General features: G+C 39.3%; 17 protein-coding genes and 2 tRNA genes. 12 read left to right on the top strand and 7 right to left on the bottom strand.

The genetic code is table 11. The features are described 5' to 3' along the window. Positions 1-183 precede the first annotated feature (183 nt). Positions 184-726: a YfaZ family outer membrane protein gene (locus FE394_RS02465; RefSeq protein WP_319924822.1), complete on the top strand. Its 543-nt coding sequence runs from the start codon at positions 184-186 to the stop codon at positions 724-726. Positions 727-786: 60 nt separating this feature from the next. Here FE394_RS02465 and tyrP read toward each other — a convergent pair whose 3' ends face one another. The 3 genes from tyrP to FE394_RS02450 form a co-directional block, all read right to left on the bottom strand. Then, entirely contained in the window at positions 787-1992 is a 1206-nt protein-coding gene (gene tyrP, locus FE394_RS02460) for a tyrosine transporter TyrP (protein ID WP_319924821.1), read from the bottom strand. 331 nt (positions 1993-2323) lie between these two features. After that, a tRNA-Thr gene (locus FE394_RS02455) sits at positions 2324-2399 on the bottom strand. Between the two features lie 6 nt (positions 2400-2405). Next, a tRNA-Ser gene (locus FE394_RS02450) sits at positions 2406-2493 on the bottom strand. Positions 2494-2705: 212 nt separating this feature from the next. On the opposite strand from FE394_RS02450, the gene rcsD reads away from it, so the two are divergent. Next, positions 2706-5432 carry a phosphotransferase RcsD gene (gene rcsD / locus FE394_RS02445; protein ID WP_319924820.1) on the top strand — a complete coding sequence of 909 codons (2727 nt, stop codon included), beginning with the start codon at positions 2706-2708 and terminating at the stop codon, positions 5430-5432. Position 5433: 1 nt separating this feature from the next. Further along, positions 5434-6084 carry a response regulator transcription factor RcsB gene (rcsB, locus tag FE394_RS02440; protein ID WP_319924819.1) on the top strand — a complete coding sequence of 217 codons (651 nt, stop codon included), beginning with the start codon at positions 5434-5436 and terminating at the stop codon, positions 6082-6084. A gap of 66 nt (positions 6085-6150) precedes the next feature. Here rcsB and rcsC read toward each other — a convergent pair whose 3' ends face one another. Both rcsC and gyrA read right to left on the bottom strand, forming a co-directional pair. Continuing rightward, positions 6151-8991: a two-component system sensor histidine kinase RcsC gene (rcsC, locus tag FE394_RS02435; protein ID WP_319924818.1), complete on the bottom strand. Its 2841-nt coding sequence runs from the start codon at positions 8989-8991 to the stop codon at positions 6151-6153. Between the two features lie 185 nt (positions 8992-9176). Further along, positions 9177-11819, bottom strand: coding sequence for a DNA topoisomerase (ATP-hydrolyzing) subunit A (gyrA, locus tag FE394_RS02430; protein ID WP_319924888.1), 2643 nt, complete (start codon positions 11817-11819; stop codon positions 9177-9179). A 209-nt stretch (positions 11820-12028) separates the two neighbouring features. Here gyrA and ubiG point away from each other — a divergent pair, with 209 nt between their 5' ends. The 8 genes from ubiG (at position 12029) to FE394_RS02390 (ending at position 20658) form a co-directional block, all read left to right on the top strand. Continuing rightward, positions 12029-12763 carry a bifunctional 2-polyprenyl-6-hydroxyphenol methylase/3-demethylubiquinol 3-O-methyltransferase UbiG gene (ubiG, locus tag FE394_RS02425; protein WP_319924817.1) on the top strand — a complete coding sequence of 245 codons (735 nt, stop codon included), beginning with the start codon at positions 12029-12031 and terminating at the stop codon, positions 12761-12763. A 405-nt stretch (positions 12764-13168) separates the two neighbouring features. Next, positions 13169-15460, top strand: coding sequence for a class 1a ribonucleoside-diphosphate reductase subunit alpha (gene nrdA, locus FE394_RS02420; protein ID WP_319924816.1), 2292 nt, complete (start codon positions 13169-13171; stop codon positions 15458-15460). Between the two features lie 12 nt (positions 15461-15472). After that, complete coding sequence (gene nrdB, locus FE394_RS02415) at positions 15473-16603, top strand: class Ia ribonucleoside-diphosphate reductase subunit beta (RefSeq protein WP_319924815.1); 1131 nt, start codon at positions 15473-15475, stop codon at positions 16601-16603. 1 nt (position 16604) lies between these two features. Beyond that, positions 16605-16871 carry a class I ribonucleotide reductase maintenance protein YfaE gene (gene yfaE / locus FE394_RS02410; RefSeq protein WP_319924814.1) on the top strand — a complete coding sequence of 89 codons (267 nt, stop codon included), beginning with the start codon at positions 16605-16607 and terminating at the stop codon, positions 16869-16871. Between the two features lie 297 nt (positions 16872-17168). Continuing rightward, positions 17169-17735 carry an Ail/Lom family outer membrane beta-barrel protein gene (locus FE394_RS02405; protein WP_319924813.1) on the top strand — a complete coding sequence of 189 codons (567 nt, stop codon included), beginning with the start codon at positions 17169-17171 and terminating at the stop codon, positions 17733-17735. 158 nt (positions 17736-17893) lie between these two features. Beyond that, positions 17894-18664 carry an N-acetylmuramoyl-L-alanine amidase gene (locus tag FE394_RS02400; RefSeq protein ID WP_319924887.1) on the top strand — a complete coding sequence of 257 codons (771 nt, stop codon included), beginning with the start codon at positions 17894-17896 and terminating at the stop codon, positions 18662-18664. Between the two features lie 148 nt (positions 18665-18812). Continuing rightward, positions 18813-19460, top strand: a complete 648-nt coding sequence (locus tag FE394_RS02395; RefSeq protein WP_319924812.1) for a glutathione S-transferase family protein — start codon at positions 18813-18815, stop codon at positions 19458-19460. 637 nt (positions 19461-20097) lie between these two features. Continuing rightward, positions 20098-20658, top strand: a complete 561-nt coding sequence (locus FE394_RS02390) for an Ail/Lom family outer membrane beta-barrel protein (RefSeq protein ID WP_319924811.1) — start codon at positions 20098-20100, stop codon at positions 20656-20658. A gap of 127 nt (positions 20659-20785) precedes the next feature. Here the strand turns inward: FE394_RS02390 and FE394_RS19835 are convergent, their stop codons facing one another. Next, positions 20786-21136, bottom strand: a complete 351-nt coding sequence (locus tag FE394_RS19835; RefSeq protein ID WP_419836291.1) for a DUF6693 family protein — start codon at positions 21134-21136, stop codon at positions 20786-20788. A 667-nt stretch (positions 21137-21803) separates the two neighbouring features. Here FE394_RS19835 and FE394_RS02385 point away from each other — a divergent pair. After that, positions 21804-22238 carry a lysozyme gene (locus tag FE394_RS02385; RefSeq protein WP_319924810.1) on the top strand — a complete coding sequence of 145 codons (435 nt, stop codon included), beginning with the start codon at positions 21804-21806 and terminating at the stop codon, positions 22236-22238. Between the two features lie 186 nt (positions 22239-22424). On the opposite strand, the gene FE394_RS02380 is transcribed toward FE394_RS02385, so the two are convergent. Beyond that, positions 22425-22820 (bottom strand): VOC family protein, encoded by a 396-nt coding sequence (locus FE394_RS02380; RefSeq protein ID WP_319924809.1) that lies wholly within the window; start codon positions 22818-22820, stop codon positions 22425-22427. Positions 22821-22937: the final 117 nt, after the last annotated feature.

Below are 22937 nucleotides of genomic sequence, written 5' to 3'. Positions count from 1 at the left end.
GTCACCGTTTTTATAAACAGACTATTTACGTATCTTGATAAATCTAGATATTTCATTGCACCCGCCACCTATGTCATCACACAGATTTCAGTACAATATTTTAATGTATAACTTTAATACAAGATTTCAGTACCAGATCTCAGTCCATAGTGGCATTAACAACTCATTTAAAGGGATAAGAGTATGAAAGGTTTGATTGCTATCAGTGTAGCCAGTTTGTTCTTTGTAGCAGGTACAGCAAATGCGATTTCCATAGATGCACAAGTGAGCAAACACAACACAAGTACATCGGTGGGGATTGGTGATAAAAATTCGGGACTATCCTTTAGTGGCAATTGGACCCGCAGTGACCATAACGGTCAAGTCGGCAGTTTAGGTACAGCTTTTGCTCTTCCCATTGGGCCATTAACAGCAAGCGTTGGCGGCAAGGCACTTTACCTGTCTCCCAAAGTGGGGAAAGAGGGTGCAGCATTAGCTGCCGGTGTTGGCCTCAGTTGGGCGGTGATGCCTTCCCTGTCTCTGTATGGTGAAGCTTATGGCGCACCATCAGGTTTAACGTCAGGAGTGGATTCTTATACTGAGGCCACCGGAGGGGTTCGTTATACGCTCTTCAAACCGCTGACGATAGATGCGGGTTATCGTGTTATTGATATAAAAGGGAAGAATAATAACCGCAGTAATAAAGTTTCTGATGGTTTTTACGTCGGTGCAGGTTTGAGTTTCTAATGAATTTATCAAGATTATCCGCATCCATGTTGATGCGGATAATCTTAGACAAGATGTCAATTATCCCACTTCTGGCAGTATGCCTGTGACAATGCTTACTTGAATGGCAATAACCGCGATTCCACACAAGAAGATAAAGACTAAGGCGGGTTTACCTCCTTTGACACGGTATCCACCTTGGTTTTCTTCACGGCTGCGCCAAACCAGCAGGCAAGGTAACAATAGTGCCAGAATGGAGAGGGCAACAGCAGCGAACGTTAACGCCATAACAAAATTAGGGTAATAAAGGGCACAAATCAATGGCGGAACAAAAGTCATGAATCCTGTCTGTAAACGTCCTTTGGCGTTGTTTCGGCGTTTCAGAAGGTCAGAAATATAATCAAACAGCCCCAGAGAAACACCAAGGAATGAAGTAGCCAGCGCGAGATCAGCAAACAGATGGACGGCAAGCTCTACTTTTGCTGAAGCGACCACTTCTCTGACAGCTTGCAACAATCCATTCAGACCCGATTGTTGGGCGAGAATACCAACAAAAGTATTTGAAGAAATAGCACCGAGAGTCACCACTTGCCACAGAATATAGGCAATTAAAGGAATAGAACTGCCGATGACGAAGATCTTCCGAAGCTTGTTTGTATCGCCTCCCATATAGGAAACAATACTCGGTACACTGCCGTGAAATCCGAATGAAGTAAAAATCACTGGAATGGCAGACAATACCAGCCCTTGTTCTATGGGCATTGATATTAAGTTGATTTTATCAACATGAGGCATCATCACACCGAGTACGATCACCAAAAAAACGATTTTGGCGGTAAACAGCAGACGATTAATTAAATCAACGGATTGGGTTCCGATACAGACAACCCCGCCAGCAATAAGGGTAAAAGTGATGATCCCGGCAGAGACAGAAATGGATTTATCTAACCAAGAAGAAAGGGTCGCTGCCAGTAATTCTCCTGCACCACTAATATAAGCTGTTGTTAAAGCATACATCAGGAAAAGCATACTGAAGCCTGCCAACACTTGCCCACCGAATCCGAGATAGCGTTTTGCGATAGTGCCCAATCCAGTATTAAACGGGTTATGTTGATAAACTTCTACGAGCAAGAGGGCTGTATAACTCATCAATGCCCACAGGGCGACTAACATAACAAATGTAGTTCCAAAACCTACACCTGCCGCTGCCAATGGCATTGCAAGCATCCCCGCACCAATCGTCGTTCCAGCGACAATAAAAATACTGCCAACAGTGCGATTTTTCACGCGATCCTCGTTTCTGAATTTGTTGAAAAATAGTTATAAGATTAGCAGGTTAAATGATTGATTTATGGCTGTCAAATCTGTGGTACATCGAGTGTAAATAAATTATTACATATGTTTATAATTACGTAGCTGTCGAGTAGATACAAGCGATAAAGCTGGATCTTGAAATCTATTGGATATAAATAATGAGCAATTGGATAATGCGATTAAGGAGAAAGACGTTCAGTAACGCTATGATTTGAGAGATGAAAAAATGAAAGGAACAGGTATGAACGTGTGTCTTTCCACAAAGTAAAAGCCCGCCATCTCATAGAGATGGCGGGCTTTTGTATGGTGCCGGCTACCGGAGTCGAACTGGTGACCTACTGATTACAAGTCAGTTGCTCTACCAACTGAGCTAAGCCGGCGAAATATGGCGGAAGGATAGAGATTCGAACTCTAGGATGGTTTCCCATCGGCGGTTTTCAAGACCGCTGCCTTCGACCGCTCGGCCATCCTTCCATGGCGCGAGATTATGCCTATATCGTTTTGATGTGTCTAGCCCCTAAAGTAAAAAAATCGCGTTTTTTTTACTGTTTGCTCAATCTTCGATCTGCAATGGCCTTTTCATTCTCTAACCTGCTAGTATTAAGTGCAGTACACTGGCTTATTTATCTACGGGTTGATGTCGCATTAACCAAAATATATTCATACTAAAGGCTATTATCCAAAGAATGTATAAACAACCATCTATCAAGCCATCCGCTATTCCTCGTTTTTACACGTTATTTGTTACTTTGCTTTTTACGTCTCTATTTTTATTCGGGTATAACTATTTTGATATTTGGCTGATGGAGAAAAAATATGCTATCAGTAGCATAACGGCTAAGATGAGATTGCAGATTGAAGATTATCGTTATCACGCAAATCATATCTTTGAGCAATCTAATACTCTGTCAATCTCCTCTCAAGAGACAACATCATTGTTAAAATTGCGTCCCGATGTCTATTGGCTAGAAAATCGTTATCAGGCTGTTGATGCCATTATTTTTGGTCAGGACAACAACTCGAGTGTTCAACTAGCCCAACGACTTTCCAACTACCTGGAAATTCTTTGGGGGCCTAGCAATGAATTTTTGTCGATGTATTATCTCAACGGTCAGGACAATAATTTACTACTGATAACGACCCACCCAATCTTAAAACCAGAAATCAGGCTCAAGGAAAGTTATTTGACCACGACTCCAGAGGTCAGACGTTCGGATATGCTGGAGCAATCTATTACGTTAGAGGAAAAAGAAAGCATTTCACGCATCAATGTATTACGTGGCGAGAATATTTATTTCTATACCTATAAAGCTGCATTTAATGCAACTGGCCAATTAACCACCATTATTGCCTTTGATCTGCCTATCAATAATCTTTTGCCGGTTGATATGCCTCCAGCAAATTTTAGTCTGAATCCGACCAACTTATACTATATTGATGACACGAATAAAGTGGATGTTTCACTGAATGGCTTCTGGCTGGAGTTCTCTCAACCCCTTAATATCGTACCGTATAAATTGGTTTATCAAGTGCCATTGAAGGCATTGGTTGTGGATTTATTGTTCAGAAATGTTTGGCTCCTGCTTTCAATATTGCTTTTTTTTCTGTTCTCGTTGAGTGGATTATTTTATATCCGGCGGCGATATATTGCGCCGAATGAATCCATGGATCATGAGCTGAAAATTAAGGATTCTCTGAGTAATGATATTATCTCCAATATTCCTATCGGATTACTGATCTATGATTTTGAATCAAATCAGATAATAATTAGCAATAAAATTGCAGAACAGTTGATACCTCACCTAGATTTGAATAAAGTGAGGGCGATGGCACAACAACATCATGGTGTAATTCAGACATCCATTGATGAGGCAGTGTATGAAGTGAAAATGTATAACAACAGCTTATTACCAGAAGCCTATCTATTTTTACTGCAAGACAAAGATCAGGAAGTTATGGTTAATAAGCGATTGCAACTTGCTCATCGGGAATATGATAAAAATATTCAGGCAAGACGTTCAATGTTTTCGCATATTAATAATGAAATAAAAAATCCAATTAAGGATTTGAATGATATCGTTATCCAATTGAAGCAGGTATCACAAGATGAGAATGAGCATAGATTATTGGATAAATTATTGTCCAAATCAGAATATGTTATAGAATGGATTGGAAACATTTCATTACTCAATGAGTTGGAAACCGGTGTCTGGCAACCCGTTAATGAAACTTTTTCTCTATCTTCACGACTGGAAGATATTCTGAAAGCTTCATTACCGACGTTAAATGCTAAAGGATTGAGGGTTTATTATCATTTTAATATTCCTCAGGAGTCGTTATTTATTGGGGATGGTGTAACATTAAGTAAAATCATTACATCGTTATTTAATTATGCAATAACAACGACCAGTTATGGAAAAATATCGTTGACGATTAATAGCTCTGGTAAATATGACAACCATATTCAGATTGAGCTGGTGGATAGCGGTTCTGGTTTGAGCGAAAAAGATTTGACCAGTTTGAATTATCCGTTTCTGAACAAACCAGCAGAAGATAAGTATTCTATCTATTCTGACATGACTTTTTATTTATGTAACCAGTTATGCAAAAGAATGGGTGGAAGCCTTGAGATTAAAAGTAAACTGGGGTTAGGAACACACTATGTTATTAATCTGCCTTTGTCACAATATGATGATGAAAATGGTGAAACGCCTCAGCTTTTGGAAGGGATCACTGTCCTGACGGATATCAATAACCCTGAGATTAGCAAGATTATCCATACTTATCTCAATAATTATGGTGCGGCATATTTCGATAAAAGCAAAGAGAACGTCACAGAAGAATACGATATTATATTCACGGATAAGCAGTACAAAGAGGAAAAACCAACTATATTATTAGTAGATAGTTTGACTGGATTCAAGCAGGTGAAACCAGGTCTGGTTCAATGTAATTATAATTTTGTTAATGCTGTTATCAATGCAATATCGTTTCTGATTGAAGAAGATTTAAGTTTAGATGAGTCCGAAGAAATTCTCGAAATCTCTAAACCAGCATGTGACTCCGGTGAGAATGTTGATTTCTTTGATGGTACAGATAGTAATATCTGCGATATTCTCAATAGTTATCAAACTCAGTTGGTGAACAGTGACTATAGGAAATTATTTATAGAGACAGTACCTATGGATATTACTAAACTGTATACTGATATGGAACGACATGATTTGGTATCACTTTCGCAAACGGTACACCGCCTGAAAGGTGCGTTTGCTATGTTAGATTTAAAATTTCTCAGGTCATCATGTGAGGCGTTGGAAAAACACATAGCAGACAATAATGAAATAGAAATCAAAAATAGCATCAGCCTCATTGATTCCTTTGTCACAAAGCTGTTGCAGCAAGGTAACCAATAATATGAATAACCTTAATGTCATTATTGCCGATGACCATCCCATCGTTTTGTTTGGCATCCGCAAGTCACTTGAACAAATTGAGTGGATTAATGTGGTTGGTGAATTTGAAAATTCAACGACGCTCATTAATAGTTTGCCACATATAGAAGCAGATGTTCTTATAACAGATTTGTCAATGCCAGGGGACAAATACGGTGATGGAATCACTCTGATAAAATATATTAAGCGTCATTACCCTGCATTGGCAGTTATTGTTCTTACGATGAACAACAATCCGGCTATTTTAAGCGCTATACTTGAGCTTGATATTGAGGGAATAGTGTTAAAACAAGGGGCACCAACTGATTTGCCTAAAGCACTTTCTGCTTTGCAGAAGGGTAAACAATTTACGCCTGAAAGTGTTTCTAAACTGCTGGAAAAAGTGAATGCCAATGGTTATGGGGATAAAAGATTATCTCCGAAAGAGAGTGAAGTCTTGCGTTTATTTGCAGAAGGGCTTCTTGTTACTGATATTGCCAAGAAGCTTAATCGCAGTATTAAGACCATCAGTAGTCAGAAGAAATCAGCGATGTTAAAATTGGGTGTTGATAACGACATTGCTTTGCTTAATTATTTATCTTCTGTCAGCATCTCCAAAGATATTGGAAAATAATCAATGGGGATCTTCCTTAATAGAAAATCGGTAGAAGATGTTACCGATTTTCTATTATTTGTCATATCAATGAGTTTGCTTTTTGGCATCATAATATTTTATCAATACGTCTTTTAATATTGCCAACGATACTGGTTTTGATAAACAGTTATCCATTCCTACAATAGTGCAACGTTGCTTTTCTTCCGCCAGTGCATTAGCAGTAATACCGATAATGGGTTTGGTATAACCTTTATTTCTCAGGTATTGAGTCAGTTCGTACCCATCCATATTAGGCATATTAACATCTGTCAGAATAATATCAGTTGGATTATTTTTCAGATGTTCTATGGCATCAAAGCCATCATTCACCATAGATGTCCTGAATCCTATAGAATTTAATTGATCAACCAACAAATGGCGATTAATGGGGTGATCATCAACGACGAGTACTTTTACTGTACTCAGGCGATCATCAGTTTTTGCGGCTTTAGTTGCAACAGGCACGGAGGGGATGAGATTATGCCCTGATAGCAGGTTATCCAATAGACTACCCAGTTCATTCAGCTCATAGGTATTATATAACCAATAGTTTTCTTGAATTTCTTCTGGCGGGCCAATATGCTTTTCTGATATTTCGATGGAATAACGTACCGGAATATTTAGTTGATCAGATTGGTCTTTGATGACTATTTCTGTACCGTCTATTTCTTCTTCATTATATAGGACGACTTGAAAATGTTTATGTGAAAGGAAATTATGTAAATATTCTTCCAGAAAATTATTACAAATAACCAAAAAAATCTTTTGTTGAGAACGATATGTTGGGGAATGTTCAGTATGAAATTTTACGCCATACAAAGGAAGACGAATGGAAAATATACTGCCAACATATTTCTGTGAGACGAATTCAATATCACCATCCATCAAGTTGATGAGTTTTTCACAGATAGCCAATCCTAACCCTGTACCTTGTGAAGAGCTCTTTTTATTAGCGCTGATTTGGAAGAACGGTTCGAATAATTGAAATTGCAATTTATCTTCGATCCCAAGCCCCGTATCTTTAATGCTAATATACAGGTAGCCATGTCTTGTTGTAATTTCAATGATAACGCAGCCAGAGGCTGTGAATTTGATTGCGTTATTCAGTAGATTAGAGATGATTTGTTGTAATCTAACGGGATCATTGCGAATGATATCGGGAACATCTGACCCAATATAGCAGTATAAATACAATCCTTTTTTTGCAATGAGCGGAAGGTAGTTTGAAATCACATGCGATATTATTTCGCTGCAATTGAAATCTTTGGATTCTACTTTCAGCTGATTGGATTCTATTTTAGAAAAGTCGAGAATATCGCTAATGATTTTCAGCAACAGTGCTGATGAATTATTCATTGTTGTCAGTAATCGCACAGATTCTGACGGCAATGAATGAGATTGCATGAGCTCCAGATTACCAATAATGCCATATAATGGTGTTCTTAATTCATGACTGACGGTAGCAAGGAACATAGACTTTGCCTGGTTAGCCTGTTCTGCGGCTGAAGCCATTTCCTGCAGTGATTTTTCCATTTTTACACGGGTACTGACATCGATGAGTACACAGATCGCGACTTCTTCATTACGATAGCGTGAGTGTACGAAGCTGATTTGCAGATGATTATTATTGCTGGTCACAACATCAATGTAGCTGCTGGTCTTATCACAAATGATATCAATGATGCGTTTTTGATCTTCATACGTCAGCATACGAATATAATTATGGGCCAGCTCATTACTTAGGATATTAACACCGTCACTGACTCTTAAGATACTGATCCCCACGGGAGCAGAAGCAACAATTTTATGATTGAACTGTTCATGTTCTTCTAGTTGGATGGCGTTATCTTCAGCTGGAGAAAACATTTTACGTTCAAATAACCAGACAAAAAAGATAATAAAAACCGCAGAAATAATATTCAATATAGCACTGTTAATTGCTTTGATTTGAAGTTCATCGTAAATATACTTCAGTGGTAATGAATAGACAATATACAATGTAGAAGGTGCTAAACGCCGTACTAATGACAGGGAGGTAAAATCCTCATCGTAACCAAAGTAACTTGATTGTGTGTTGAGATTTATAGAGGGGTACTTGCCATTAATTTTTGCCGGGTATTGCAATTCCAGTTGATTTAATTCGTTTAGCAACATGACTGTAACAGGCATATTTTTTTTTTGCAGAAAGGTATCTAATCGGAGAGATTGTTCTATTCCGATTACCCCGGTCATTTGCCCATTAGTATAAATTGGTGCAATGGCATAAATATTACCTCCATCAGCTTTCGAGTTAGGTAAGACCCAAAAGATAATCCGTCCTCTTCCCTGATCTTTTATGTTAAGCAGTTTGCGGGTATTTTCATAGAACGTTTTCTTTTGCGCGTTAGATTCTACTATGTTGTTACGTGAAGAAAAATTTGCCATACACATGCTCTGTGTTCCAATGAAAAAGATCTGATTTACTTCACCTATTGCTGCAATATTATTTTGCCAAAATGAAATCAATTGATTCAGTGAATCTAAATTACTATGTGTACTTTGACGTAAAAGATCACACTCGGAACTTGCATTCAGGGGCATGTATGAGAAAACGGAGTTATTATATGGCTGGGTAATTGTTAGATCTTTTTCATTCTTTTGTGATAAATTTTTCTCGGCTATATATTGAATATCCCGAAGGGTAGTAGTCATATGCCGCATATAAGAAAATGTTGAATCATAGTTAGTATTATATTCTTGACGAATATCTGATTTGACTTCATTAAAAAGATTAGACAGATAAAAAATGGTTAATAAGGCGCCGAGTGCCCATAGCATAAAACCAAGCACCCGAAAAAGGTAACGGGATATCTTTAATGACGTTCGGAAAGAGGATAGATATCTCAAGAGATCGCCTGATGAAAAACATGATTAATAATAACTGTTCACAGCATATACTAGTGTAGCAGGGAATACAAAGTAGCATTTGTTTATTGCCAATTTGTTGTCAAAAATCTGTGCAAAAAAAACAGGCACCGGAGTGCCTGTTTTATTGATGGATATACAGTAGAATTAGAATTAAGGTAAATGAATTACACTTGATTTTCTGATTCGTTATGACCTTCATCAGAAGGTACTACTGTATTGTCATCTTCTTCATCATCATCATCAGGTTCAGCTACTCGCTGCAAGCCAACAACTTTTTCATCTTCCGCTGTACGTATCAGAGTGACACCTTGCGTATTACGACCGACAACACTGACCTCAGAAACACGGGTTCTTACCAATGTTCCTGCATCAGTAATCATCATGATCTGATCAGTTGTTTCTACTTGAATCGCACCGATAACTTTACCGTTACGTTCGCTGACTTTGATGGAAATAACACCTTGGGTTGCACGGGATTTTCTCGGGTATTCACTCTCGGCAGTACGTTTACCATAACCATTTTCGGTAACTGTCAGGATTTCTCCTTCGCCACGAGGAATGATCAGGGAAACAACTTTATCGCCTTCGCCGAGTTTGATACCACGAACACCTGTTGCGGTACGTCCCATGGCACGGACACCTTTCACGCGAACAGTGCCATCTTCCAGTGTTTCTTCCTCTTCTTCAAGGAAGCGGACGACTTTACCCTGTGCGGAAAATAGCATGACTTCATTGCTGCCATCGGTCAGGTGAACACCGATCAGTTCATCTCCATCATTCAGGTTGACTGCGATGATACCGGCACTGCGCGGGCGGCTGAACTCACTGAGTTTGGTTTTCTTGACGATACCACTTGCTGTTGCCATGAAGATATTCAATCCATCTTCATATTCACGCACAGGTAAAATGGCTGTAATGCGTTCGTTCTGATCCAATGGCAACAGGTTGACAATCGGACGACCACGGGCACCACGGCTCGCTTCCGGCAATTGATATACTTTCATCCAGTACATCTTGCCCTTATTTGAGAAGCAGAGAATGGTATCGTGGGTATTGGCCACCAGCAGGCGCTCAATGAAGTCTTCTTCCTTGGTACGCGCAGCTGACTTGCCTTTGCCGCCACGACGCTGAGCCTCGTAGTCGGACAGTGGCTGATATTTAACATATCCCTGATGGGATAGTGTCACCACAACATCTTCCTGAGTAATCAGGTCTTCAATATTGATGTCTGCAGAATTTTCAGTCAGTTCAGTCCGACGAGCATCATTATATTGCTCTTTGATAGCCTGTAACTCTTCACGAATGACTTCCATCAAGCGTTCTGGGTTTTCCAGGATGAACATCAGCTCAGCAATGACTTTCAGCAGCCCACGATATTCCTCGAGCAGTTTTTCATGCTCCAGACCGGTCAGTTTTTGCAGACGCAGATCCAAAATCGCCTGTGCCTGCTGTTCAGTCAGGTAATATTTACCATCATGGATACCGTACTCTGGTTCCAGCCACTCAGGACGAGCTGCATTGTCACCTGCTTGTTCCAACATGGTGGCGACATTACCCAGTTCCCACGGTTGGGCAATCAGGCTGGCTTTAGCTTCAGCGGGGGTGGAAGCGCGGCGGATCAATTCTATGACAGGATCAATATTAGCCAGCGCAATGGCCAGTGCTTCAAGGAGATGGGCGCGTTCGCGAGCTTTACGCAGTTCAAAGATTGTCCGGCGTGTAACAACTTCGCGGCGATGGCACACAAATGCAGAAAGAATATCTTTCAGGTTAAGTAACTTTGGTTGTCCCTGATGCAGGGCAACCATGTTGAAACCGAATGAAACCTGTAGCTGGGTCAGTGAATACAGGTTATTCAGGACAATTTCACCGACAGCATCGCGTTTTACTTCGATAACAATGCGCATCCCGTCTTTATCAGATTCATCCCGCAGAGCACTAATTCCTTCAATGCGCTTTTCTTTGACCAATTCAGCCATTTTTTCGATCAGTCTGGCTTTGTTGACCTGATAGGGGATTTCACTGACGATAATGGTTTCACGACCAGTTTTTCCGTCAGTTTCAACTTCTGCGCGGGCACGAATATAAATTTTACCGCGGCCAGTACGGTAGGCTTCCTGAATGCCACGACGCCCATTGATGATGGCAGCCGTAGGAAAATCAGGACCGGGAATATATTCCATCAGGCCTTCAATACTGATGTTCTCATCATCAATATAAGCCAGACAGCCGTCAATTACCTCAGATAAGTTGTGAGGAGGAATGTTGGTTGCCATACCCACCGCGATCCCTGATGAACCATTCACCAGCAGATTGGGGATACGGGTTGGCATTACCTCAGGGATTTGCTCTGTGCCATCATAGTTAGGCACAAAGTCGACAGTTTCCTTTTCCAAGTCTGCCAGCAATTCATGGGCAATTTTCGCCATGCGTACTTCGGTATAACGCATCGCTGCCGCAGAATCGCCATCTACTGACCCAAAGTTCCCTTGACCGTCAACCAACATGTAACGCATGGAGAATGGTTGTGCCAGACGAACAATCGTGTCATAAACAGCGCTGTCACCGTGTGGATGATATTTACCGATCACATCCCCAACAACGCGGGCAGATTTCTTATAGGATTTATTCCAATCATTTCCCAATACATTCATTGCGAAAAGTACGCGGCGGTGTACTGGCTTCAGTCCATCCCGAACATCTGGCAGTGCGCGTCCAACAATAACGGACATCGCATAATCCAGATACGAGCTTTTCAGCTCTTCTTCGATATTGACCGGTGTGATTTCTCTGGCAATGTCGCTCATGGAGCCACTGTCCCTCATACTCCGAATTCAAAGGCTTAGAATTATACCACAAATTGACAGTTTTATAAAAACCTGATGCGGGTATTTCAAGATTAAGGCATGTATAATAGTTTTCTATCACACATCCCCATAATACTGTTACATTTTCTGTGAACCAGTTTTCTGTGAACCAGTTTTCTGTGAAGCAGTTCCTAGGAGCGATATTACTGATGAACGTCAAAACTCCCGATTCACACATTCCTTCCTATGCCAATGTGGATCAACAAGAAATCGAAAAATTTGAAGCCGTTGCTTCCCGCTGGTGGGATCTTGACGGAGAATTCAAGCCACTGCACCGCATTAACCCATTGCGTCTGAATTATATCCTGCAACATGCTGATGGTCTTTTTGGCAAAAAAGTGCTGGATGTCGGGTGCGGAGGTGGCATTCTGTCAGAAAGCATGGCGCGTGAAGGTGCGGAAGTGACAGGACTGGATATGGGTTTTGAACCCCTGCAAGTTGCTCGTTTGCATGCACTTGAATCCGGTATCTCTGTGTCTTATGTGCAGGAAACGGTAGAAAGTCACGCCGATCAGCATCAACATGCTTATGATGTTGTGACATGCATGGAAATGCTCGAACATGTTCCGGATCCTGAATCTGTGGTCCGTGCCTGTGCCAGATTGGTAAAACCCGGCGGCCATGTTTTCTTTTCAACGATTAATCGTAACCGTAAAGCTTGGTTGATGGCGGTTGTTGGTGCTGAATACATCTTGAATATGGTACCTAAAGGAACGCATGACGCGAAAAAATTTATCCGACCTTCTGAATTGATCGATTGGATTGATAGGACTTCTCTGAAAGATCAACATATCATTGGTTTACATTACAACCCGCTGACCGATAAATTCCGACTTGGACACAATGTAGACGTGAACTATATGCTGCATACTAAATCGGTCTGAAAGTCGTATCTAAGGGATTAATAAAGCGGCAACTAGATATTATTTTTAATATTTTATTTCTCCCATTTCGCCGATAGCCTCATGAAAGTAACATCAAGTAACTACGCAGGTTATCGGCTCTTTGGCAAAATTAATCCTCAAGTTATCCACAAAACTTCTCGATTTTGTACACTTGATAAAACGTGAATTTAACATTATCTTGTTATTACCGTTTTAATTACCCCCTATATGTTGTGTTTCTTGTCATTCTGTAGTAACGACGCAGTAGCGAAAATATCGTAGCGAAAGTAGCGAATATTAACGAAGTTCCCAATTGGTTCTTAGCCATTTTGGTGTGTCGTGCTGTCAAAAGGTCAAGCAAGGTCATATAGGTGAGATACGAAAAAAGAGAAGGTGTATTTCCCCATGAACCAGAGTCTGCTAGTTACCAAACGTGATGGACATAAAGAACAAATTGATCTTGATAAAATTCACCGGGTTGTCACCTGGGCTGCCGAAGGTCTGAAAAATGTCTCAGTGTCACAAGTAGAGCTGCGTTCCCAGATTCAATTTTATGATGGCATCAAAACATCCGATATCCATGAAACCATGATCAAAGCTGCGGCTGATTTGATCTCCGGCGATGCGCCTGATTATCAGTATCTTGCAGCACGTCTGGCTATCTTTAATCTGCGTAAAAAAGCTTACGGTCAGTTTGAGCCACCTGCGTTATATGACCATATTGTTCGCATGGTTGATTTGGGTAAATATGACAAACATTTGCTGGAAGACTATACCAAAGAAGAATTCGAGCAAATGGACAGTTTTATTAGCCATCTGCGTGATATGGATTTCTCCTATGCAGCGGTTAAACAGCTGGAAGGGAAATATCTGGTACAAAACCGTGTTACTGGTGAAATCTATGAAAGTGCCCAGTTTCTCTACATTCTGGTTGCTGCGTGCCTGTTTTCTTCTTATCCAAAAGAGACGCGCTTGGGTTACATCCGTCGTTTCTATGATGCGGTTTCCACCTTTAAAATTTCGCTGCCAACGCCAATCATGGCGGGGGTTCGCACACCAACTCGCCAATTCAGTTCTTGCGTTCTGATTGAATGCGGCGATAGCTTGGATTCTATCAATGCAACATCCAGTGCGATTGTAAAATATGTTTCCCAGCGTGCCGGTATTGGCGTCAACGCGGGTCGAATTCGTGCATTGGGTAGCCCAATCCGTGGTGGTGAAGCGTTCCACACGGGCTGTATCCCATTCTACAAACACTTTCAGACAGCGGTTAAATCCTGTTCTCAGGGTGGCGTTCGTGGTGGGGCAGCAACATTGTTCTATCCGCTGTGGCATTTGGAAGTAGAAAGCCTGCTGGTACTGAAAAACAACCGTGGCGTTGAAGGCAACCGCGTTCGTCACATGGACTATGGTGTACAAGTCAACAAATTGATGTATGAGCGCTTGATCAAAGGGGAAGATATTTCTTTGTTCAGCCCATCAGATGTTCCGGGACTGTATGATGCATTCTTTGCGGATCAGAATGAATTTGAGCGTCTGTATACTCAGTATGAAAATGACAGCAATATCCGTAAAGAACGTATTAAAGCGGTTGAATTGTTCTCACTGATGATGCAGGAACGTGCTTCAACGGGTCGTATTTACCTCCAGAACGTTGACCACTGTAACACTCATAGCCCGTTTGATCCGGCTATTGCTCCTGTTCGCCAATCGAATCTGTGTTTAGAAATTGCCCTGCCAACTAAACCAATGAACAATATTAACGATGAAAACGGCGAAATTGCATTGTGTACGCTGTCTGCTTTCAACTTGGGAGCCATCGAAAATCTGTCTGAATTGGAAGGGCTGGCAGAATTGGCGGTTCGCGCTCTGGATGCTTTGTTAGATTATCAAGATTATCCAATTATCGCCGCGAAACAAGGCTCAATGGGACGTCGTACTCTGGGCATTGGTGTCATTAACTTCGCTTATTATCTGGCGAAAAACGGCGTGCGTTATTCTGATAGTAGCGCTAATAATCTGACTCACAAAACATTTGAAGCTATCCAGTATTACCTGCTGAAAGCGTCAAATGCACTGGCGAAAGAGAAAGGTGCTTGTCCGTGGTTTAGTGAAACCACTTATTCACAAGGCATCCTGCCGATTGATACTTACAAAAAGACACTGGATACACTGACCAGTGAACCACTGCATATGGATTGGGAAGCGCTGCGCCGTGACATTCAAGAACATGGCCTGCGTAACTCAACATTGTCTGCATTGATGCCATCAGAGACTTCCTCGCAGATCTCCAATGCGACCAATGGCATTGAACCACCACGTGGTTATATCAGTGTTAAGGCATCAAAAGACGGTATTCTGCGTCAAGTTGTACCGGATTACGATCTTCTGAAAGGGGCTTATGAACTGCTGTGGCAAATGCCGGGCAACGATGGTTACCTACAGTTGGTGGGGATCATGCAGAAATTCATCGATCAGTCGATTTCTGCCAATACCAACTATGATCCGGCACGTTTCCCTAATGGCAAAGTTCCGATGAACCAGTTGCTGAAAGATTTACTGCTCGCTTACAAATATGGTGTGAAAACATTGTATTACCATAACACCCGTGATGGAGCAGACGATGTGCAGGGTGATCTGGAAGAAGTCGTTGAATCTGCTGATTCCGATTGTGAAGGCGGCGCGTGTAAGATTTAATTTGAGGAAGCTATGTTCTATACCACTTTTTCGCAAGTAAAAAATGACCAGCTACAGGAGCCGATGTTTTTCGGCCAGTCTGTTAACGTAGCGCGTTTCGATCAGCAGAAATATCCTATTTTTGAGAAGCTGATTGAAAAACAACTCTCCTTCTTCTGGCGTCCAGAAGAAGTGGATGTTTCCCGTGATCGCATCAATTACAATGCGTTGCCGGATCATGAAAAACACATTTTCATCAGCAACCTGAAATATCAGACGCTGCTGGATTCCATACAGGGCCGTAGCCCGAATGTGGCTTTCCTGCCGCTGATATCCATTCCAGAACTGGAAACATGGGTTGAAACGTGGTCGTTCTCAGAGACGATTCACTCGCGTTCTTACACGCACATTATCCGTAATATCGTCAATGATCCTTCCATTGTATTTGACGATATTGTGGAAAACGAACAGATTTTAAAACGCGCGAAAGATATTTCCGCGTATTACGACGATCTGATCGAAATGACTAACTACTATCATCTGCTGGGTGAAGGAACCCATGATGTTGCAGGCAAAACAGTCATTGTTGACCTGCGAGCATTGAAAAAACAACTTTACCTGTGCTTGATGAGCGTTAACGCTTTGGAAGCGATTCGTTTTTACGTCAGCTTTGCATGCTCATTTGCCTTTGCTGAACGTGAATTGATGGAAGGTAACGCAAAAATCATCAAACTGATTGCTCGTGATGAAGCCCTGCATCTGACGGGAACTCAACATATGCTGAACCTGCTGCGCTCGGGTCAGGATGATCCTGAAATGGCAGAAATTGCCAAAGAGTGTGAACAGCAGTGTTACGATCTGTTTGTTCAGGCAGCAGAGCAGGAAAAAGAGTGGGCTGACTATCTATTTAAAGATGGCTCCATGATTGGTCTGAATAAAGATATTCTGTGCCAATATATTGAATATATTACCAATATTCGCATGCAGGCAGTTGGCTTGAAGTTACCGTTTGAAACTCGCTCTAATCCAATCCCATGGATCAACGCGTGGCTGGTTTCTGATAATGTTCAGGTGGCTCCACAGGAAGTCGAAGTCAGTTCTTACTTGGTTGGTCAGATTGATTCGGAAGTCAATACTGAGGATCTCAGCGGTTTCGAACTCTGATATGGCTGATTATAAAGTTACCCTGCCGTCAAGGCAGGGTTTATATATTCATTACTCTTCTGGTTTCCACGACAATCTGCTGGAAGCTCTGGAACACGCTAAAATACAGCTTGAATACCAATGTCGGCAGGGATATTGCGGTTCTTGTCGTGTCCGTTTGGTAAAAGGGAAGGTGGGTTATACTTGTAAGCCATTGGCATTTGTTAATGAAGGGGAAATTTTACCTTGTAGCTGCCATCCCCTTACGGATATTGAGATCGAGACTTAAGCTCTCCCTGAGTTAACGTTGTTTATCGATAATCAGGGTGGGCAAATTGTTAATCTTATTCCCACCGCTGAATGATGATTATGCTTGCTCCCAGAGGGATTCGCCTCCTTGCCGTTGCGCTGTAATTCGAAATCCATAGGATATATAGCCTTTTTCTTCTCTGTTGCTTTTTTATTTTGCTAAAAGCTAGCCTCCATTTGTTACCACTTCTGATTTGATTTCTATCGTATTAAGCTAAATGAGCTATATTTAAATTGTTCATCTCAATCATAATCTCAAACAAAGAGGTAGTAATAAATGAACAAATCCCTTATTGCTATGTCTGTTTCTTTAATACTGCTGACAACACAAGTTTATGCTGTTGGAGGACAAACAGCAGCAATGGGATATGTTTATAGTCAAGTCGATGAAGCAAATTTAAGCGGTGTAAATTTTAATCATCGCTATGAGATTAGTCCTGACTGGGGAATTATTGGATCATTTTCTTGGTTAAAAGGAGAAAAAATAAGGGGTTATAATAATGAGAACAATAGTTACCAACCGTTTATGGATACAGCTAAAACGCCCGCTCAATACGACTCACTATTAGCAGGCCCAAGCTATCAAGTTAATCATTATTTCAGCCTGTATGGCGTTATAGGTATTGCTCGTCTTAAGTGGGATCATGAGTTTAAAAAAGATTTTTATCTTGATAAATCTACTTATAAAGATAAAAACATGGCCTTAACATGGGGAACAGGAGCTTTAATTAGTCCGTTTGAAAACCTTGCTTTTTATATAGGTTATGAAGAAACTCAGATTAAACCTGAAAATGAAAATTATCATATCAACAGTTTTAATGTTGGTGCAGGTTATCATTTTTGAATGGTCATAAATAATTCTATTCGTATTCTACTCCCAATTTCACCTATTCTTTCGTATCAATCTATCCCATAAGATGAAAAACGCAGGAAATTAGAGTCTATTTGCAGTAATTTGATATTAACCTCGTTACACAGCAAGACCGATTAAGGAGAATAATGATGTATAAGGTTGATTATAATTCATATCGCTCAATCAAGAGTTTTAACAGGCGTTCACGCTTTTTAGTCATGCACTATACTGCATTGAATTTTGAAAAATCTATTCAGGCTCTGACTGGTGATTTTGTCAGTGCTCATTATTTAGTCCCAAATCCAGATGATCCGACTTATCAAGCTGCGGGATTTGATGAAATTCACATAATTAGCTTAGTGGATGAGCTGGAAAGAGCCTGGCATGCCGGAGCCAGTAGTTGGGCAGGACGAAAGGGATTAAATGATACATCTATCGGTATTGAGATTGTGAATGAGGCGAGTGACGACGATGGTGTCCTCACTTTTCCTCCTTATCATCCTGATCAAATTGCCGCAGTCAAAGAATTAGCCGTTAGTATTTTACAACGTTATCCAGATATTACGCCGACCCATATCGTGGGACATTCAGATATTGCTTGGCAAAGAAAAACAGATCCAGGCCCGGCTTTTCCGTGGAAAGAGTTATATGATGCAGGCGTTGGAGCATGGTATGAAGAAGAAACGAAGAAAAAATATACCGAACGATTTGAGCATGGTCTACCTGCCCGCATTGAGATTTTAGAAAAATTCAAACATTACGGGTATGACGTTTCAGGTGCAGAGGAAGATGAAAACTTTCGATTATTAATCAAGGCCTTTCAAATGCACTTCCGTCAAACATACTATGATGGGATACCAGATATAGAAACGATTGCTATTTTATACGCCTTAGTTGAAAAATATTTTGATAGTAAATAATTATTTTTATTTTTAATCAAAGAGATATTTAATTTATCGGATTGTGGTATAGGAAATAAAACCACAATCCGGGAAGTATAATATATTACAAAATATTAAATTTTTCTTATGACTATCGGGTATAGTTTCACTGTTAAAGGAGGATCTTGTGATCACTGTGTGGGGAAGAAAAACTTCATCCAATGTTCAGGCATTGATGTGGTGTATTGGTGAATTAGGGCTACCTTTCACTCGTTATGATATTGGACATAAATATGGTGGTAATGATACAGCAGAATTTTTGTCCATGAACCCGAATGGAACTGTTCCGGTTATCAAGGATGGTGATGGTACTCCAATTTGGGAAACAGGGGCTATCCTACGTTATCTTGCTAATCGATATGCAAAATCACCTTTTTGGCCAGAGGATCTTGAAGCACGTACAAATATCGATAAATGGGCAGAATGGTCTAAAATAAACATTGCGCTTAATTTTACTGCTCCGATATTTTGGCGGGTAGTTCGTACTGCTCCACAATTTCAAAATCAGGATGATATAGCGAAGGCAATCCACAAATTAAGTAATATGTTAGATATTGCTGAAATACAACTCAAACAACATGATTTTATTGCGGGTGATTGTTTTACTCTGGCTGATATACAGTTTGGACATATACTTTATCGGTATTTTGATATGAAAATAAATCGTACAAAGCATCCTGAAATCATTAAGTATTATGATAGATTAACTGAAAGACCCGCATTTAAAGAGCACGTCATGATTTCTTATGATGAATTGAAAGTTATTCAAGAATAGCGGGTTATACTTTCTTGATACAGTATATCCATCTAATCATTAAGTGTATGGGGAGTAATGATTCCCCATAAATATATTGTTTTTTATATCCGATATTATTAACTAATAATTAAATAGCTCCTTATTTTAAAAATAAAAAACCTAATATCAGATTAGCCTATATATTGGTTTTTGAATGTTGTGTCAAGCAATGTTGAAAACTATGCTATTAGAACTTGACCATCAAGACGGTAGCTTATTATGTGAATACAACAATGATTAATCAATTCATTTATTTTTTTGTATTATGATACTTACTTTATTCATGGAGATTGTTTATTGGAGTCTAAATGTCATCTAATTATATATTTAACTATTTTTGTTTTAGGATGTATCTTAAAATAAAGAATGACGCTTAGTGTTTATTAACATATTGATAAATATATATTATTTCCATTTTTTTGTGTGATGTGTAATGTTAGACTATATTTGAAGTTTATATAATCATTTGTAATTATTGTGTTTTTTTAAAATCAAATCATCATGTGATATGGTTTTATTTTTTCTCTGTGGTTGAGTTATTAATATGACTTTTGTATATTTCGTGAGTTTTCCTGACGGTTCAAATAAATAAAGTGTAATTAAAGAGAATATTTTTATGAAAAAAACATTATTGACGACCGCTATTGCAGCGGGATTATCTATATTAACTTTTAGTGCTAACGCCAGCAATAGTGGTAAAAGTACGATTTCTTTGGGATATGCTCAGAGCAATGCTTCAGCAAAGGGTGGAATTGAAATCTATCATAATGATATGAAGATAGATGCAAAGCAGTATGGATTAAATCTGAAGTATCGCTATGAGTTTAATGAACGATTTGGTGTTATCGGCTCATTAACTTATACTCAATATGTACATGAATATGACTTCTTTGGTTCAACCTCAAAATTCAGATGGAAAAATACATCTCTGATGGCTGGTCCAACATACCGTTTTAATGATTATATCAGTGCATATGGGATGATTGGTGCGATTCATAGTAAGGCGGGTTTTTCTTTTGCAGAAGATCAGAGTTTGAAAAAAACATCGCTATCTTATGGCGCAGGTTTACAATTTAATCCCACCCCAAATTGGGCTATTGATGCCTCATATTCATATGCGAAACTAAAATCAGTCAAACTTGGTACTTGGGTTCTGGGTATCGGCTATCGTTTCTAATTTTCCATTAATTATGCTCGTTATTTTCTTTATTTAACGACTCATTTTTTAACTGGTTTAATTATTGACGATCATTTTGAAATCACAGGCATAAAATTATGCCTGTGATTATAGATTAAATCTGGTTTTATGCAGAGATTACATGCGTATGGTTAATGCAATGGGCGGTAATTTTGTAAAGGAAAACAAAATATAATAGTCCGAATGTAATAAAAGAGAGAATAGCCCAAAGGATAACGTAACCAATTATTTGGGAAAAACTAATCTCACAATATAGTTTGCCGATAGTTTTCCCACTATCCCTGTCAATGACATGTGTTTTACTAATGATAAAACGAGTCATATAGTAAGGAAACACAAAGGCGCCCAGCCCTAGAGTAAGAAATATAATCAGAAACCAGATAATAAGATGTAAGATAATCTCAAGTATTCCTAATTCTGATTTTAACTTTAGACCACGAAAGTCCACTGAATTCATATGATATCTCCAGATATTCAGATAATTGCTGAAAGCTTGTAGCTATACCCAATGGATTTCAAGATGCAGTGCGACAACAAGAGGACGAATTCCTAAGAGTATCGCCAACAAAGTTGCAATTTGAAAGACGATGGGTATATGTCACTAAGGTGAGTGAACGCAGATAACAGAGTCAGAATTTAACATCACGGGAGTAATAGAAAAAATAATCACATCACTTGGCACTGCTGATAAAAAAGCCAGTTCGTTTTGAACTGACTCATCTCTGTGCTGGCATCATGCTTACATAAAGCGAGTTGCTGACAACCGGATAACAACGCAATGTACGTTTGAGAGGAAAGATTTTACAGATTTCATGATTGTTTCCTTTAGGGTTGTAAATTGTGACTTACTTCACGGAAATCTAAATTCTAAGGGGAATTTTATGCTCAAAACAAAAAGAGTCAAGGTATTTGCTAAAATAAATTTTTAAAAATTAAAAAAAATCTGCAATTTTATGTAATTATTTGATTTTTTAATAAAATATTGCTTTGTATTTTTAGTTGGGATTACATCACTCAGGGGTTAAAGTGACTTCACTGATTTTTTATTTGGCTATACTTTATTCTTAGACTGTTTTTTCGGCAAATTTTAACCTGATACTCATGTGTCGTTGCGGAGAGAATGAATGGTAATCAGTGAAAATGGTATCAATAAGATTAAGAGTTATGAGGGGCTGAGATTGAAAGCTTACCCTGATCCTGCCACAGGAGCGGAACCGTGGACAATCGGATATGGTCATACCAGAGGCGTGAAATCTGGACAAGTTATTACCGCACAACAAGCAGAGGCATTTTTACACCAAGATCTTATTCCTATTTATGATGCTATCCAAAGATTAGTGAAAGTCCCGTTAACACAAGGACAGTTTGATGCCTTATGCTCGTTTATTTTTAATTTAGGGATTGGTAATTTTATGCACTCAACTTTGTTGAAAAAATTGAATTTAAGAAATTATAAAGGTGCAGCAGGAGAGTTTTTGAAATGGGATCGTGCTGATGGTCGTGAGTTACCAGATTTGCGTCTTCGAAGAGAGTCTGAGCAGCAAACGTTCTTATTATAGAATACACGGTTCTATTGATAATAATGTATTTTGGTATAGACAATTTACTAAATTTATGAATTATTTTATTTAGACTATAAGTGATATTAAATAACCACTTGGTTTACATTGATTTCACCAATAGCCTAATTAAATTAATATACTATGGAAAAAATTATTTATTGGGTCAACTTTAACTATAAATAATTAAATTTCCGATTTTGTTTGCTGTAATACAACACGATAGCCATCAATATCTTCGAATGTTTTTCCGTTCTTATCCCAATAGGGATTATAAGATGGAACGAGAGTAAACTCTGCTTCTTGCATTGATTTTATCTGTTGTTTCCACTCAGATTCATCTTCAATATAAAATGCTAATAAATTGTCTTTTGTTGGTGCTTTACCAACATGCGTATTTTGATGATGAGTGAACTCCAGATGCCACGAATGATCAGGATGCCCTAACATAATACCATCAAAATTATCATGATCTTTAAAGTCACCAAGAATGATAAAATTTAATCCTTTACAATACATTTCTGCAATTTTAGTCAGGTTATCTGTAGGTCTGGCAATTCTAAGAATAGTTGATTTTTTCATATTTTTTTAATTTATGTGGATGGATTGGAGAGTTAATGCTATCTATAATTTTTTTATTTTATTTAGGAAAAAGTGCTGGGTGTTTACCAGCACTTTATTATTTATGGCTTTAGCCAG

Source organism: Xenorhabdus littoralis (assembly GCF_033949345.1).
Classification (GTDB): Bacteria; Pseudomonadota; Gammaproteobacteria; order Enterobacterales; family Enterobacteriaceae; genus Xenorhabdus; species Xenorhabdus littoralis.
Note: the sequence above shows the minus strand (reverse complement) of the source record. Positions and strands in the feature narration are given on the sequence as shown.